This is a genomic window from Zooshikella sp. RANM57 (assembly GCF_050749885.1).
Classification (GTDB): Bacteria; Pseudomonadota; Gammaproteobacteria; order Pseudomonadales; family Zooshikellaceae; genus Zooshikella.
Map to the genome: position 1 here is coordinate 226,053 of NZ_JBOIUB010000002.1, position 14,932 is coordinate 240,984.

A 14,932-nucleotide genomic window follows, 5' to 3' on the forward strand; every position below is an offset into this window, starting at 1 on the left:
TTATGAGCAGGCTTTTTATTCGTTTTTCTTCGCAGACACAGCCATTCAATGAACTCATTGAACAACCCATATCTTACGCTATTTATGATCGACATGATAAACAATTACAATCTAGCCAATGCCGGTTAACCGAAATAAATGAAAACATAAACTTAACCGTCATTAAAGAAACAATTGTATTTTTTCCCTTAGTGCATACTGTTGTCTGGTTTAGTGAACCTCCCTCCAAAAACATAAAGCACAATATTCAAGCAGCACCTTTTTTAATTGAAGAAAAATTATGTGGCACACTTGAACAATATGCCTTCGCCATACATTATGCCGAAAATAAAAGCTATTTATGTATCTGTGCAATCGAAAAAAATACCCTCGAACAACTTTTATCCTTGTTGACTACACTCCCAAACTGCACAGTATTACCTGAGGTCCCCTTTACCTGTCTTTTAGGGTGGCAGCTGATTCAATTAAATAACAGTTATATTTTAAACTGCAGTAAAGGGTTTACCTGTTTACCTAATGATAAACAGCTCTTAAGCTTGTTTGGTGAATTAGAAAACACAGTTCCAGTTATTCTTGACGATCATGAGTATTTCCAACAGCTAGTGGAAATGTACTTTAGGCACCGATCAACGTTAATTAAACCTTTTAGCGGTGAGAGTACTGTAGCACCATCACTTATACGTCAGTTTCGTGCATCACTGGTCGCTACACTCATTGTTTTGATCGCTATTACGGGTTTTAATTACTGGCAAGCGCATCAAATTGGACAAAAAACAGCCGCCCTACAAGATAAAATCACACAATTTACCCAAAAACTTTTTCCTGGTCTTGAGCTTACAGAGCCAAAGTTACAGCTAGAGCGACTTCTTAACCGCAGAAGTCCCAAGAAGCAACCCCTTTTTGTCCTGTTGAAGCATATTCAACAAACCATTACGCAACTTCCTAAAACCAGTGTTTCACTTCAATCAATAAATTTCCATGAAGACCGAGGCATTAATGTAGTATTACAAGCAAGTACTATTAACACCATTGATCAGTTTATTGAAAACGCCAGCAAGCAACAAAATATCTCTATTGAATTAAAGTCGGCTAACCAACAAAATGAAGGTGTAAAAGCCATCGTTTTTATGAGTATGTTATTATGATTAAAGCGTACTGGGCAGGGTTTTCTCAACAAGAAAAAAATGCCTTAAAACTCTTAGGTGCTTTTATTTTTATTTATGTTTTAATTGATTATATTATTATGCCATCATTTAATGCTGTTGATACCGCTAATAAGGAGTGGCAATACTGGCAAGAAAACGCTAATTATGTTTTACAGCACAAACAGCAGTTAGTAAAAATAAGTCAACAATTACAGTCAACAGAACAGTTGGTTAGTTTGCCCCAAAAAAGACAACGAATTATCAAACGGGCTGAAGCGTTAAAGCTGACGATTCAACGGGTTGAGCCATCAGAAGAGCAGCTCACCGTATGGTTTAATAACATCCCTTTTAATGCGAGTATGAATTGGCTTCAACAATTAACACAGCAAGATATGCTCATGGTTAAAAGTCTTTCTGTAGGCCGTCAGGAAAGCGGAAAAGTAAATATTCGAGTGGTGCTATATTAACTTAACAAAAAGGAGATTATTACTTCATCAACTGTCTGCTTTTTATTAATACAATATTATTTATTAATTATCTAAAGTGTCATATCCGCCGAATACCATACTACCTTCCTAATGATAACTATTGTAAACAAGGAAGGAATGTATCATGCCAAACCCAGTTACAGGCAATCAAATAATTAACATTGATCCACAAGATAAACTGGTACAAGTTATTGCTTATGCTCAGTCCAGTGGTGTTCAATCAGTTGTTATTAAGGATTCCAATGGCCGTTCAGTCTTTGAAGCTAAAGGTAAAAGCAGCAGTGGCGGTGAAATAACCCGAATTGGTGAAGGTTCGTTCCTTTCTGGAGGAAATGGGACATATACCGTAGAATTAACACCCAATGCAGGCATACTTCCTTGTGAGTCAGCCTGCGTCTATAAAGGCTCTCCTTATATTCACTCTTATAGTTTTGCAACAAATGATGGTGGGGCTAATGCGGGAGATAAAGACTTCAACGATTTATATGTAGATATAATCGTTTTTAAAAATAAAGGGTAATCTATACCCATAACAATAACGGTGACAGTGAGTGTTTTTGTATTCAATCCATGACTATAAAAACGCTCTTTATTAAGCCAGCTTTTAAGTTTATAGCTGGCTTTTTTAGTATGATTTTTAATGTGATTTTAAAGGGAAAGTCATTTAAAGACTTGAGCGAAGATTGAGTAATCGAGCTCTTATTTTATCTTCCTGCGTTGTTTTACCTGCAAGATTAAGTGACCCTTGATTTGCTCTGTTTAAATCTGCACTTGACTGATAGGCTAACATTGAGCCTGCTTTTCCACTTTGGTCATAATCTGCCATTGCTAAACGCTCCAGACTGCCATTATGGGAAAAAACGATCTGACTTTTATTGATATTTTTAATAATGATACCCGCTTGTATTTCATCACCCACTTTAACTAACTTTTCATCATTTTTATTAACTTTAACGACTGCAACGGAATCCGTTTCTTTTGAAGAGTGAAAAACAGCCTCTAATGTAATCGCAAGCTTCGTTTCTTTAGGCTCTACTTTAGGCATAACTACTTTTTTGTCTTGTGTGACTACACCAAATAAATTGGTTGGAATTTCAGTATTGCTGTAGTTCGGAGCTTGAATGGTTGTTTCCTGGAAAGAAGTCGTATCCAGTGATGAGCTAATACTAAGTACGGGCGACTGTTCAGCGTTAATAGATATAGCAGAATAAGCAAAGGTGAGGGCAAGTGAAAAAACGGTCAAAGCAGTAATATAATCTATAATTTTTAGTTTTTTTGATGCTATGAACATGATCCATCAACCTCTACAAGTCTTTTTGATATGACATTTCCCGTCATAAGTGATTGGCGCTCACTATACGGTTTAATAAAGCGCCCTAAAATGCGTAATTCACTCGTTTGTGAAATTAGTCACCCACCATTACTAATAAATTTGAAATATAAAAATTATTTTTATATTTCAAATTCTAATATACTTACATCACCGGTTAGAACGCTTTAACAAAGCAAGCAAGAGCCACGGTAGGCTAAACCACCGTGGCTAAGGGGAGAATCTGATCCTTCAGAAAATTGAACGACATCATAGATGTGTTTAACTTATCCTTTGGACAAAGTGGACTGTTAGCAAGCGCACTGCATATTTCTATTGAGCTGTAACTTGCGTGTAGACATAGTACGTAAATCGATGGTGAGCAGGGTATTGGTCAGCAGCGTACCCAAACCACTAATGAGTTTTATCGCCTCCATGGCCGCCATACAGCCGACTGTACCTGATACAGCGCCAAAAACTGGAAACTCACGTTTCCACAACGGGGGCGTTTCAGGGTAGATACAGCGTAAACAAGGGGTTTGTCCAGGAATAATTGTGGTCAATTGTGCTTCAAGCTCATACATTGCACACTCAATCAGGGGAATACCCTTGGCCAGTGCACCATCATTCATGGCAAATCGTTCGGCAAACAGTGGCGCACAATCAATAACCAAGTCAGCCTCAGCCATAATTGTTGTGCAGTTTTCTGAACTAATATTTTCATCAAAAGCCTGAATATCTAATCTAGGGTTTAATTGCAGCAACCTTTCTTTCGCTGAAGCTACCCGAGATCGACCAAGTCCTTCATAAGTCATCAAAATCTGTCGATTGAGATCTGAAGGTTTAATTTGTCCCCCATGCGCCAGCACTAATTTGCCGATACCTGCAGCCGCAAGTTGGTAGGCAACAATAGAGCCTAATCCTCCCACGCGGGAAATCAGCACAGAGGTAGACTTTAATTTTTGTTGTCCTGGCTCACCAAAACCTGGTGTCCACATCTGCCACTCATAGATAGCTTGTTCTTCAGGTGTAAGCGGGGACAGTGTGTCATGCTTAAGTGGCGGCATATCAATAATTTCTTGCTGCATCGCATTAGCCCCCAGAAATCGGCGAGAGTAAAGTCAGAGTGTCTCCTTCCGCAAAAGACACATCATCTGTTGCCCTTATCTGTTGATCGCCCAGAAAAAAAAGAATGCTTGGAGAAATTGAACCATCTTTTGCTAATAAACGATGACCAAAAGGAAATTCACTAAGCATTTGCAATGCAGCTGAAAGAGAAGGCTTAGTGAGTGATAAAACAATTTGATCTTTACCAACTAAAAGACGTAGTTGTCCTTGTAAAAAGACCGTTAACTTCATGCTATGCACCTATCCATGTGAGCCTCAAAACAATTAACCCTTCTCGCATCACTCATAGCAGAGACAGCTACAAAATAATTCGTGAAGGGCATACATAATGTGAAGGATTTATATGCTAGGCAAATCTTTGTCCAATCGCAAGTTAAAGTCTTCCCCTTTTAATATCGTCTAAAAATTAGCCAAATTATAGGTCAGCAGAAAACGACTGCTGTTTTCATTATTTTCAAAGCCCTGCCATCGAGCAAAATGCCAGCCCAACGTTAACCCTTCAAGTAAGCCTGACTGCAAGGTATAGGCAATATAACCTCCCACTTCTTGCTCGGTATTCTTTTCGTCAAGTTCAAGGACAATATCTTCACCAGGTCGTTTCCCTCGTGCATAGTGAATGCCCAAATTAAGGCCAGGAAGCTTGATACCCGAAAAGTCGTAGTCTAGACCGATGACCCAGGCCAGCTCATTTTTATGGTTATAATTTTTATACAAAGCCAAAGTGGAGTTGAATGCACTTTGATCATCGTAAAAGTAACCACTTCCCCAGTCGGCTAACTCTGTTTTATTAATACCAAAGTAAAGCTTGCTGTTTTGTGTGTGCAGTGCAGCAGTTACATTATAATAACGACTTTTATAATCTTCATATTGAACGTAGAAAAACTGATTGAGAGGAGACAGCCAGTCATAATATCCATAGGCTTGTTTTCCTTGTGCTAGCCCTGCACGGCCATCAAGAGATAATGAAATACCTTCTACTACATCCACCAGGTAATAAAGCTTGGCAAAGTATTTTTTTAGCTGATTACCCGCACGACCCATTTCAAGTTGACCAACCAAACCATTCTCAAAAGCATATTGGGTACCCAAAACATCAATATACTTCACTCGCTGTTCTTGGGAATAGCTGGTGAATGGTTTAATAAACTGACTAGAGCCTCGTTCATGGTATTGATTAAAGCGCCCATAATACACATCAGCTCCAGAAACATTGGTACTCACTAGGGCACCAAACACTGAACTAGGGAGTACATAAGAACCTGAAGTAGAAAATGTTTCTAGATGAAGACTTTGTAAACCAAAACGCACATGAAATGGCTGTTGTTCACTACCAAAACGCATTTTTGTGTAAGCTTGAGTGATAGCAGAGACTTCATTGACCGAGGAATTACCCAGTTGTGGTTGGCGGAGATAGTCTACCCGCTCCCGACTGGTGGAATATGGTAGACTGTCACAACCTACACCTGGGGTAGCATTACATGTTTTAATCTTATCACCCAAAACTCCAGTCAAGCTTTCATAACTTGCACTTACATAATTAAATGTCTGCTCGTCCCCATTCCCTGCGGTAGTTCCTGGTTGCTGGTTTTGGCCAATCCCCACATTATTATTGCCTGATGACCCACTTGAGGTATTACTACCCTGAGCTATGCCATTATTGATATAGGTGGCACTACCCAGAGACACATCCACTCCAATAAAATTAAAGTAATAGCGTGACTGAAAATCAACTTTTAAACCATGCACCCACTCATCGAGATCAAAAATTTCACTGCGCTGAGAAGTATTTTTTGATAGAAAATGATTATCATAACTAATACTAAATAAGCTATGTTTTGGATCATTATCCAATCGTGAGTCACGTGTAGACTGCGAGTCAAAACTTAATCCATAGACATTAAAAGAAGTGAATAGCGCTAGCGTAACGGTTAACGGATTATTTAAAATCCAGTGTTTAAATAAATTCCACATTGTTTATAACTGCCGTCCATAACAGACCATGATACTGACTACATAATAATTATTTATGTAGATATACCTATTGAGGCTTACCTTAAAGAGAATCTATTTGTTTTTTTTCAAAACGATTCACTAACATACATCTTCTTTCTACTAATACATTTACACCCACTAAAAATTCAGCAGGAATGCTTTGGTTAACCCAAAACAAGTGAATTAATTTAATTTTTATAGGTATAATGGAGGTGTAGTGTTTACTATTTTGCGGCGTATTTTAAAAGATACAAACAAAATATACAGCATGCAGGTCACATTTAAGGCTGTAGCCTTTGGTGTACATCATCAATCAATCTTATTATTGCTAACCATTTCTCTCAAATCGTTTGAAATAACATCAGCGCTTTTCGCATAAAATAAAATCAATACATTCTCTAAAAATTAACTATTCTTGATGTTTTCCTCAATAAAGATGCAAATGCTTATCAATTTTTCTCAATGACATTCCAAGGAATAACTGAATTTGTTCGGCTTACCCAAACGCTTGCAGCTATACTGTAACAAAAATATCAGGCGTAATGGTTAACCAATGACTCATCAAGTATTAATTTGTGATGATTCCAGTGTTGCAAGGAAGCAAATGGCTCGCGCTTTACCAGAAAAATGGGATGCAGATATCCAGTTTGCCAAGCACGGTAAAGAAGCAGTTTCTATTTTACAGGAAGGTACTATCAATATCCTTTTTCTTGACCTCAATATGCCAGAGCTTGATGGTTATGGTGTGTTACAGCAAATTCAAGAACAAAGTATTAATGTTATAACGATCGTCGTTTCAGGTGATATACAACCCGATGCCAGGAAACGCGTCATGGACCTGGGGGCACTTGAGTTTATTAAAAAGCCAGTTTCTGCTGAAGAAATTGAACATTTGCTAAGTCAATACGGATTATTGGCTGAAAGCCAGGAGTCAAAAGTAACCGAAGTAGCATCAACACAGCCTGACCCAATAAATGAAATGGAATGCTACCGGGAAATCGCTAATGTTGCTATGGGACGTGCAGCTGATTTACTTGCCCGATTACTACATGTTTTTGTGGTAATGCCCATTCCTAAAGTCAATACCCTTGAAGTTTCTGAGCTCACAATGGCATTGCAATCATCAGCGGATACCGATACTTTTTCTGCTGTGTGTCAAGGTTTTATTGGTTCTGGAATTGCCGGTGAAGCACTGCTGCTGTTTTATGATTCCAGCTTCGAAGATATGGCGAAGCTAACAAAATATCAGGGCGAACGAGATGAAAAAATGGAGTTAGAGTTGATCATGGATGTTGCCAGTTTACTGATAGGTGCTTGTGTCAAAGGGTTTAGTGAACAGCTTGATGTCAACTTTAGCCAAGGACATCCTATTGTACTTGGTCAGCATGTCAAAGAAGGTGACTTAATAAAGCAAGGTGCATGTTATTGGAAAAAAACCTTAACTATCGAAATTTGTTACTCAATCGAAAACTACAATATCAATTGTGATCTGTTGCTTTTATTTACTGAAGACTCACTTACATCACTACGACAAAAAATCGCTTATTTATTAGAGTAAGGGGCTACATGGTTGACCACAGTTTATTAGGGTTCAAAGAACTCCATTGGATGATGGGGATGCTTCAAGATATTGAAGTAGGATTAGTTGTATTAGACCATGAATACCGAATCCAGGTATGGAATAGCTTTATGGAAAACCACAGTGGTATGGGACCACTTAAAGTCAAAGGCCAAGTTCTCTTCTCGCTTTTTGATGAAATTCAGGAAAAGTGGTTTCGAAATAAAACTGAGCCCGTCTTTCTCTTAAAAAATAAAACCTTTACCACTTGGGAACAGCGTCCATACTTATTCCGCTTTCGTAGTTACCGTCCCATAACTGGTACTGAACCTTTCATGTACCAGAATATCACAGTGAGTCCTTTGGTTTCAGCCAATGGTGAAGTAAACCACATATGCCTTATTATTTATGATGTAACGGATATCGCAATAAATAAAAGTGGTTTAGAAAAGGCCAATCATCAGCTTGAAGAATTAAGTCGCACAGACCGTCTGACTACACTGTTTAACCGAGGTTATTGGGAAGAGTGCCTGCAACGTGAATTTTTTCGGTTTGTACGCACTCATGAAACGAGTTGTCTCGTTATGTTTGATATTGATCATTTTAAAAAGGTGAATGATACTTATGGCCACCCAGCCGGTGATGCTGTTATCAGTACGGTAGCAACAAAATTAAAAGACAATTTACGCACTTCGGATATTGCCGGGCGCTATGGTGGAGAGGAGTTTTCGGTTATTTTGGTCAATACTGACTCTCCTAGTGCTTTATACTTTACTGAACGGTTGAGAAAATCTATTGAAAAAACGACTGTAACGCATGAAGGACGTGATATTAATGTTACGATCAGCCTAGGGATTGCTCAAATTATTCCTGAAATTCAAGATTACAAGGTTTGGTTAGAAAGGACAGACCAAGCACTTTATCAGTCTAAACAGAATGGACGAAATCAATCCACTGTATACGGCATAAGTAAAAAATAAACGACTTGAGCAACGATAAATTTATCCTTGTCTTATTCTAAAAATAATAATAATAGCATCACAAATTATTATGTTTTAAATTAACCCACTCAAATTTTTAATGAGTAATAATACGCCGTATGCCTGAACACTTGTCTCATTTAGTCGAGTCAGCAGCACATTCTATTCGAACAGGGCTTAAACAAGCCACTCAAGGACTTATTGATCGTGAGTCTTTAGTCGATTTAATTGCGTTGGCTGCAGTAGCACAAGAACATCTTCTCATTATTGGTCCACCAGGTACAGCCAAAAGTGCAGCCGTTCGACGTGTTGCCCATGCATTAGGTGGTGAATACTTTGAATATTTATTAGGTCGATTTACTGAGCCGAGTGAGCTATTTGGTCCAGTTGACTTACGTAAGCTACGTGATGGCACCGTTGAAACGGCTACTGAAGGAATGCTTCCAGAGGCAGACATTGTTTTTTTAGATGAAGTTTTTTTGGCTTCAACTGCAGTCTTAAATACATTACTGGGTGTATTAAATGAACGTATTTTTCGACGAGGACATACTCTTCACCAGTGTCCTTTAAAAGTATGTGTAGCAGCGGCTAACCATTTACCAGAAGATGAAGCCCTCGCAGCCTTCGCAGACCGCTTTTTATTACATACATTTATCGAGCCTGTCAGTGAAAACTTACTCGAAGATTTGTTAAGAGGTGGCTGGCAAGTAAGACATAAAGCGGTTAGCAATGTCACTTCATTAGAACACCTTGATGTCTTATCTAAAGCAGCAGCAAATGCTGATATGGAGCAAGTCTATCAACCGCTGACTCATTGTGTCAGTTTGCTGCGAAAAGAAGGCATTATGTTATCGGACCGTCGTCTAGTGAAGTCATTATCACTGATCAGTGCAGCAGCTGCATTACGCGGAAGTACCAAGCCCGATGCACGCGATTTATGGGCATTAGTTTATGTTATTCCCACCCAAGAAGGTCAAGAACAAAGTCGAGAAGTGCTACATGATATTTTGCAAGAAACTGAAAACACAACATTAAATGCTGCAGCTGAGTTAGCATCATTAAGCCTAGCAACCCGAGCTCAGCATATTATTGATCGTGCTCAAACACTGCTACCTGAAGCCAATGCACCTTTACCAGAAGATGCTTTAACCAAGCTCGAAGCCATTGGTCGGGAAATTGATTCCAGTTTTTCACCATCCCAAATGCCACCAGAACTTAAGGCATTAAGAGAAAAGTTGATTGGACTGTTGGAACATTCTGCAAATGGCTCAAACTAAGCTTGACTGGCAACCAAGACAATATCCTCTAGAACCCATGGCTGTGTTATGCAAACAGCGCCAATTTAAACCAATGGTCAAGCGCTTACTAGGCTGGTCAGCAACAAAGCAAAATGCGCTACAGGGTTTACATTTTAAACAAACACTTATGGTGTTAATAGGTAAAGCTGAGACATTACCATGGTTACCAGGTTGCATTTATTTTGGCAAAGATCATCTTGCTCCAAATTTAATGATGCCTACCTTATTAACACCAACGATTAGTGCTGATATTGTGCAGTTTAGTGTGACTCAAAAACTTGGCTCCGGCTTGTACTTAATTGATCCAACAGAGCAGCAAATACTTCCATTACATCAGGCACGTCAAATTCAAGCGGCTTATCTTGAATCACTACTGACTTAAACTAACTCTCAATACCTATTTTAATGTTATGCAGTTACCCTCAGGTTTAAAGCACTGGCATGTAATTTTAAGCATTTTTCCAGATGATATTCAGGTCGTACTCATCTCTCTCATCAAACGGCTAACAGGTCATATTCAACCAATACAACACAACGAGTACGAAGGTGTTGCTCTTCCTGATGGAATAGATGGACTTTCTACACGGGGGGATTATCAACGCCTGCTACTTTCCGAATGGGCATTGCTTGACGATTATCCTGATGAGTTTACTCGTAGAGCTATTATGCAAGAGCACTTATTTACAAAAGTCAAACGAATCAATCAAGATGAGGGAAAACACAGTGTCGTATTATTTGACGGTGGTCCAGACTTACTGGGACAACCTAAAGTAATCTTGCTAGCATTACTAATTTTACTGTGGCGGAGGGCACAGTTTGCAAATGCCACCTTTGCATTTGGCTTCTTACAAAATACAACACTTCATAGCCTAAACACACTTGAACAAGACACCATAAACGTTTTGCTATCTGCACGCTACAGTGAACCAGTAACAAATCAACATCTATTGTATTGGGATAACAAGCTAAATGATCTCAGTTGTGAATTAACTGACTTATGGCTAATCAGTGGGCATTCGCTTCACCTTTCCACACTAAACCATCATCTCATTCAACTGCAGGAGCAGATCCTCTCCCAGCCTGTTTTAATTAATTGTGCCATTAAGCAACAAAAAAGAACTGAAAAATTCATTACCTTACCACTGCCTGATGCACAACAATGTTTACGCATTATTCGTAACCCATTTATTGTCAAACAAACTCTCCCCGTTGTTTTTACAGACACACATCATGAAATCAAAGAACTTGGCTTTAGTTGTAATGGAAAAAAACTGATTATCATTGATAAAAAACAAAGCGTAAACGTTATTTATGTACCTCAACAGGGGCAGCGTCAGGCCAAAATCACACGTCAACAATCAGGTAGTCCTATTGCTGCAGTTCACTTTAGCAAACGCTATCAAACAAAAATTCTTGTGCAGCACGAGGGGTTAAAGTTTATAGATGTGCCAGGTATGTGCTCGTTTATTAAAACCAAAGAACAATCGCTGACACTACCAAAAGACACTGTCTTCAATACGTTCATTTATCGTAAAAATACAGCAGAGCAGGGGGAGGCTCATTTACAGATAAGAGACATCAAAAACCAACTACGACGGCTTGAGCTTAAAGCACCTTATCGAGTCACAACTATTGATCAACAGGTGTTGTCTATTGGTAAGCTATTTTCTTATGTATATAAAATTAAAGTCGACGTTAATGAAAGAAATGAGCATGAATTAGTTCTGGCACGGATGGTAGGTGATTATGAAAAGTGCTGTCGGTATGAATTGGGTGCATTCCAGCAGCCGCCACTATTTATTCATGGAGCATCAAGTAATTATTGGGTTGCATTCCCCTACAACACATCAAGTTGGCACATTGTGGCCTGTCCCAATCAGCACTCAATCACTGCCATACCCGTTCCAGACACTGTTCATGCCTTTGGTGTCTATCACGCCTTTAAACCATCACACCATGCGGTTAAAGGAACGGCTAATAATGAGCAACCTGTAATACTCGTACTCAGTGAAAATCGCTTGCAGATTATTGCTCTTATGTCATCTGGAAGCGAAGTCATTCATCATGCTGAAGCGACGATCATGATGGCTGTTGTCAATCCAGTACAAGATACTATTGCGTTTATATGTGAGGAAAATAAAGTAACATTTTTTTCTATTGATCAACGTTCAACTATTTTGTCGGTGCAGCGCTAACAATGAAACTACCACAATGGGTTTTTAGCGGCAAAGTAAATGCAAATGGCTTATTGATACCCAACTCCAAATCGGCAAAAAAAATTCAGTCGACTATTTTGCAGTGCTGGCAACCTGGAGCAGAACTCTATAAATTTTCATCATTTTATATTTTAATTTATGCTCAACCAGTGCAACTTGTATGCGAACTAACACCAGGCTATGCATTGGTCAAAAAAGGTACTCGTTATGTTTCAGGGGATCATTTCTCAGATGATGAATGCTATCCACACACAGTAACTCATAATAACCAGGGCCAAGTACAGCATTATAAGCTGAGTGATAGTGTGCGTTGTCATCCTGGGGAGTGGGTGACATTAGAAAATTATAATGTTATTACTCTAACTGAACTTGCTTTTCCTCCAGCAAAACCCAAGCTCATTGATAACAAGATTGATAAAAGGACTCGTGATGTATTTGGTGCCGAAAAATTTGCCGCCTCTAGTGAACAGCAAACGCTTGCAGATGCGTTAAAAGAAGCAGGGAAATCTACTCGTTCAGCTCCAACCCAAAAGCCGTCATTTTGGCAAAAAATGCTTTTTCAATTAGCAAAACGACTTGATACTCCGGCTCATCATAGCTCAAATAACACCACAGTAGAGCACTCCACCTCAGTCGATCAATCCTCTTCTCAACGTTTAGTTAAACCGAGAGGGTGGCAGCAGTGGTTAATGAAAAAGTTGCTGACTTCACGACTCGGAGCATTTATCGGTCATCAACAAGCAAGTTACCTTAAAAACATGTTGGAGATGTTTCAACAAGGCAACTTTGATGAAGCGCTTAAGCATGCTATTTCTATTGATAACATGCCGACCTCACCACAACAGAATATGCCTTCAGGTTGGTTGAGTCAGCAACGAAATGCCCTAAGTTTTAGCAATGAACAAACCAGTGGTACTTCATATCTTAATGTTCATGATGACTTAAATAACCATCTTCGAGATGTTTACCAGCAATCTTTTCGACAACTTGATCAAGCAGGCCGTTATAAAGATGCTGCATTTGTCTTAGGTGAACTACTCAATAAACATGATGACGCTGTATCCTATTTAGAACAGAAAAAAATGTACCAGCTTGCCGCTGAGTTAGCAGAAGCAAAACAATTTTCTATTGCCAGAGTAATCCGTTTATGGATGCTTGCAGGAGAAAAAAAGCATGCACTTTGGTTAGCCCTCTCAACAAAACAGTTACCAGAAGCAATTAACTTATTGGAAAAAACACACCCTGACCTGGCAGAAGCATTAAAGGTTTATAGTGCACGACAATATGCACTTGCAGGTGACTATTTAAATGCCATAACAATAGGGTTAGGTGTAGCAGAGCTTGAGGATGAAATAACAGCGTGGTTTGCTTACTTGGAACAAGTTACAGACAGTGCTCTTTCTCTAAAGTTACATGTACACGGCTTATACTATGATAAAGCAAATGCCAGCCACCATGCACAAATACTTCACAACCTATTCCAAATACAAGAAAATACTAACGCGGAAACTGACTCCATCAGAAACCATTTACGGTTACAAGTTATTAATGAGCTTATAGCATTAAAACCTTACACAACGGCTATAGCCTGGGTTGCGAAGCTTGCTACACGCTGTTATTATCGGTTAGCAGAGCACGGTGAATATCAGTTATCCTCAGATATTCTTAAAAAATTACTAAGTAAAATTGATGATCCATGCTTTCTTTCAGAAGCACGCAAAGTAAAAATTCAACGTGAATGGCAAGGACTTAACCAACGCACAAACCTTCCTTTATGTTTCTCATTATCCACCAGTTGCCCGCAGACACCATTATTTGATGTAGTGTGCTTTGATAATTTTAACTTGTTAGTTGCTCAAGGTGATACAGGCTTAAAGCTTATTGATATTACAGGAAAAACTATACAAAAATACAGTCAACCAGGCCATAAACTTATTCCATCAGATCACGGTAATAAGGCTTTAATTATATGCCAGCGCTCAACATTTATCTCACTTGCTGAGTTTGAGCTCGCTTCGCGTAAACTCACACTGATAGGTGATTTTGAGATTGACCATTGGGCTAAAACCTATGATGGTACTTTTTGGTTTTGTGCTAATAAACAAAGCATTTATTGCTTTGACTTTTTAACGGATCCTGGCAGCACACATTGGCAAATTAATGACTTGCCTGGAAATGTTATTTATATTGAACGTAATGAACAAGATATAAATATTTTAATTGAAACTCAACATGATATTCAGTTTTGGAGTTACCGTTTTCCTGCGCTTACATTGAAATGGCGCGAACCCATTAAGCATTGCACTTTTGAAAAAGCGCTTGGTATAACCATGCTCTCCAATACTCAACAGGTTATTATTGCAAAATATGTCGAAGAGCAAGCTCTTTTACTGGGTTGTCAGAGCCTGGTTAATATCTCATCATCCCAATCTGCATATCAGAATGTGCCTATGAGCTCAGGTACATTAGAGCGAAAGTGGTTTAGCTTCCCGTTAACGGGTAATCTCGCAGGTTTTTATCAGCTGTCTTATTTTCACAATGTAGCTGTTATTAGTTATCAAACAGAAGCTTACCATGTAAGCCTATTTAGTATGAAACAACCTATTACAAGACGAAGCAATAAATTTGAAAAGGAATTAATAAATATTACTGCAGATGGCCCATTACAAATAACACATTATCAACATTATATGATTGTATTCTCTCGCTCTGGCAGTATTTTAGTCATCAATACATTAACCGGACAGAAAATTAATCAACTCAATATATGAACACCCAATATTTAAAACAAAAATCGAGTCCCACCCTAGTGAGACTC

Annotated in this window: 13 protein-coding genes; 9 read left to right on the top strand and 4 right to left on the bottom strand. The window is 38.7% G+C overall.

Going from position 1 to position 14,932, the window contains the following annotated elements; translation table 11 throughout:
* The first annotated feature begins 2 nt into the window (after positions 1-2).
* The 3 genes from ACQ96U_RS05710 (at position 3) to ACQ96U_RS05720 (ending at position 2,153) form a co-directional block, all read left to right on the top strand.
* On the top strand, positions 3-1,145 hold the full coding sequence (locus tag ACQ96U_RS05710) for a type II secretion system protein GspL (protein WP_431720284.1): 1,143 nt from the start codon (positions 3-5) through the stop codon (positions 1,143-1,145).
* Positions 1,142-1,612, top strand: coding sequence for a type II secretion system protein GspM (gspM, locus tag ACQ96U_RS05715; RefSeq protein WP_431720285.1), 471 nt, complete (start codon positions 1,142-1,144; stop codon positions 1,610-1,612). The genes ACQ96U_RS05710 and gspM overlap by 4 nt, the downstream gene beginning before the upstream one ends.
* A gap of 145 nt (positions 1,613-1,757) precedes the next feature.
* Positions 1,758-2,153 carry a hypothetical protein gene (locus ACQ96U_RS05720; RefSeq protein ID WP_431720286.1) on the top strand — a complete coding sequence of 132 codons (396 nt, stop codon included), beginning with the start codon at positions 1,758-1,760 and terminating at the stop codon, positions 2,151-2,153.
* Positions 2,154-2,297: 144 nt separating this feature from the next.
* Here the strand turns inward: ACQ96U_RS05720 and ACQ96U_RS05725 are convergent, their stop codons facing one another.
* The 4 genes from ACQ96U_RS05725 to ACQ96U_RS05740 form a co-directional block, all read right to left on the bottom strand.
* Complete coding sequence (locus tag ACQ96U_RS05725; RefSeq protein WP_431720287.1) at positions 2,298-2,924, bottom strand: type II secretion system protein N; 627 nt, start codon at positions 2,922-2,924, stop codon at positions 2,298-2,300.
* Between the two features lie 329 nt (positions 2,925-3,253).
* Positions 3,254-4,030, bottom strand: a complete 777-nt coding sequence (locus tag ACQ96U_RS05730; RefSeq protein ID WP_431720288.1) for a HesA/MoeB/ThiF family protein — start codon at positions 4,028-4,030, stop codon at positions 3,254-3,256.
* 4 nt (positions 4,031-4,034) lie between these two features.
* Positions 4,035-4,301: a MoaD/ThiS family protein gene (locus tag ACQ96U_RS05735; protein WP_431720289.1), complete on the bottom strand. Its 267-nt coding sequence runs from the start codon at positions 4,299-4,301 to the stop codon at positions 4,035-4,037.
* Between the two features lie 168 nt (positions 4,302-4,469).
* Entirely contained in the window at positions 4,470-6,041 is a 1,572-nt protein-coding gene (locus ACQ96U_RS05740; protein WP_431720290.1) for an OprD family outer membrane porin, read from the bottom strand.
* Between the two features lie 574 nt (positions 6,042-6,615).
* Here ACQ96U_RS05740 and ACQ96U_RS05745 point away from each other — a divergent pair.
* The 6 genes from ACQ96U_RS05745 to ACQ96U_RS05770 all read left to right on the top strand — a co-directional run bounded on the left by ACQ96U_RS05745 (position 6,616) and on the right by ACQ96U_RS05770 (position 14,885).
* Positions 6,616-7,620 (top strand): response regulator, encoded by a 1,005-nt coding sequence (locus ACQ96U_RS05745; RefSeq protein WP_431720291.1) that lies wholly within the window; start codon positions 6,616-6,618, stop codon positions 7,618-7,620.
* Between the two features lie 8 nt (positions 7,621-7,628).
* Positions 7,629-8,600: a GGDEF domain-containing protein gene (locus ACQ96U_RS05750; protein WP_431720292.1), complete on the top strand. Its 972-nt coding sequence runs from the start codon at positions 7,629-7,631 to the stop codon at positions 8,598-8,600.
* Between the two features lie 119 nt (positions 8,601-8,719).
* On the top strand, positions 8,720-9,877 hold the full coding sequence (locus tag ACQ96U_RS05755; protein WP_431720293.1) for an AAA family ATPase: 1,158 nt from the start codon (positions 8,720-8,722) through the stop codon (positions 9,875-9,877).
* On the top strand, positions 9,864-10,280 hold the full coding sequence (locus ACQ96U_RS05760; protein WP_431720294.1) for a hypothetical protein: 417 nt from the start codon (positions 9,864-9,866) through the stop codon (positions 10,278-10,280). Before ACQ96U_RS05755 ends, ACQ96U_RS05760 begins: the two co-directional genes overlap by 14 nt.
* Positions 10,281-10,308: 28 nt before the next feature.
* Complete coding sequence (locus ACQ96U_RS05765) at positions 10,309-12,093, top strand: hypothetical protein (protein ID WP_431720295.1); 1,785 nt, start codon at positions 10,309-10,311, stop codon at positions 12,091-12,093.
* Between the two features lie 2 nt (positions 12,094-12,095).
* On the top strand, positions 12,096-14,885 hold the full coding sequence (locus tag ACQ96U_RS05770) for a tetratricopeptide repeat protein (protein ID WP_431720296.1): 2,790 nt from the start codon (positions 12,096-12,098) through the stop codon (positions 14,883-14,885).
* Positions 14,886-14,932: the final 47 nt, after the last annotated feature.

Coding starts and splice junctions, on each gene's coding strand:
- ACQ96U_RS05710 (WP_431720284.1), top strand. CDS start 3: ATGAGCAGGCTTTTTATTCGTTTTTCTTCGCAGACACAGCCATTCAAT.
- gspM (WP_431720285.1), top strand. CDS start 1,142: ATGATTAAAGCGTACTGGGCAGGGTTTTCTCAACAAGAAAAAAATGCC.
- ACQ96U_RS05720 (WP_431720286.1), top strand. CDS start 1,758: ATGCCAAACCCAGTTACAGGCAATCAAATAATTAACATTGATCCACAA.
- ACQ96U_RS05725 (WP_431720287.1), bottom strand. CDS start 2,924: ATGTTCATAGCATCAAAAAAACTAAAAATTATAGATTATATTACTGCT.
- ACQ96U_RS05730 (WP_431720288.1), bottom strand. CDS start 4,030: ATGCAGCAAGAAATTATTGATATGCCGCCACTTAAGCATGACACACTG.
- ACQ96U_RS05735 (WP_431720289.1), bottom strand. CDS start 4,301: ATGAAGTTAACGGTCTTTTTACAAGGACAACTACGTCTTTTAGTTGGT.
- ACQ96U_RS05740 (WP_431720290.1), bottom strand. CDS start 6,041: ATGTGGAATTTATTTAAACACTGGATTTTAAATAATCCGTTAACCGTT.
- ACQ96U_RS05745 (WP_431720291.1), top strand. CDS start 6,616: ATGACTCATCAAGTATTAATTTGTGATGATTCCAGTGTTGCAAGGAAG.
- ACQ96U_RS05750 (WP_431720292.1), top strand. CDS start 7,629: ATGGTTGACCACAGTTTATTAGGGTTCAAAGAACTCCATTGGATGATG.
- ACQ96U_RS05755 (WP_431720293.1), top strand. CDS start 8,720: ATGCCTGAACACTTGTCTCATTTAGTCGAGTCAGCAGCACATTCTATT.
- ACQ96U_RS05760 (WP_431720294.1), top strand. CDS start 9,864: ATGGCTCAAACTAAGCTTGACTGGCAACCAAGACAATATCCTCTAGAA.
- ACQ96U_RS05765 (WP_431720295.1), top strand. CDS start 10,309: ATGCAGTTACCCTCAGGTTTAAAGCACTGGCATGTAATTTTAAGCATT.
- ACQ96U_RS05770 (WP_431720296.1), top strand. CDS start 12,096: ATGAAACTACCACAATGGGTTTTTAGCGGCAAAGTAAATGCAAATGGC.